The organism is Pseudoalteromonas fuliginea, assembly GCF_000690055.1.
Classification (GTDB): domain Bacteria; phylum Pseudomonadota; class Gammaproteobacteria; order Enterobacterales; family Alteromonadaceae; genus Pseudoalteromonas; species Pseudoalteromonas fuliginea.
In genome coordinates, this window is sequence record NZ_JJNZ01000143.1 from 1 (window position 1) to 934 (window position 934).

Genomic DNA, 934 nt, shown 5'->3' on the forward strand with positions numbered 1-934 from the left:
AAACGAATGGGCTGTGTTTACAATGCCATAGTGCTAGTGAATACAACAAGCCCGAGCATCATCGTCATAAAGAACAATCAACCGGTGCGCAATGTGTTAATTGCCATATGCCCACAACTAGGTACATGGGCGTTGATGACAGGCGCGACCATAGCTTTAAAATTCCGCGACCTAATATATCAATAAAATACGATACACCCAATGCGTGTGTGCAATGCCACGACGGTCAAACAAACGAATGGGCAGCAAGCACGCTTGAAAAATGGCATGGTAAACCGCCTGAATTAAGTGCAAGCGAGCACAGTATGCTTGAATTACGCTCATTAAAAACCATATCGAAAAATGCACATATGCGCTTGATTAATGACTTGTCGTTAAACGAAATAGACCGCGCCAGTGCAATTGCTTATTTAGGCAATTCAGGAGCTGAGCTTAACGATGACACAGTAAAAAGCTGGGTTAATTCGCCTCTTCCGCTTATTCGCTTGGCGATTGCTAAAGTAGGTTTTTTACTGCCCGAAGCAGAGCGCTTAAAAAGCTACAAACAACTATTAACCGACAAATTAAAGTCGGTGCGTGTTGCTGCAGCGCAAAACCTAAGTCAAATGCAGAGCCAACTCACAGGGCTTAATGAATCCATTATAGAGCTGGCACATGCTAATAACGTAAATACATGGCGTGGTGAAGGGAGTATAAATCAAAGTATGCTCGCGCTTAATAAACAAGATATAAACGGCGCTATAAAGTCGTTACAAAAAGGCATTAGCGTTGACCCTTACTTTGATGCAAGCTATGTGAATTTAGCCGACATTTATTACCGACTTGGCCAAACAGAAAAAATGCAAAGCGTGCTTAATAATGGTTTAAAGGCAGTAGCTACCTCTGCGCCGCTGCATTATGCAAACGGTATGGCATTAATTAGAAGTGGTAACAA

1 protein-coding gene is annotated in these 934 nt (G+C 42.4%); it reads left to right on the top strand.

Annotation, left to right across the window (positions count from 1 at the left end; all coding sequences use genetic code 11):
- Positions 1-934 (top strand): tetratricopeptide repeat protein (locus tag DC53_RS00365; protein WP_033032376.1); only part of this gene is annotated, 934 nt, incomplete at both ends.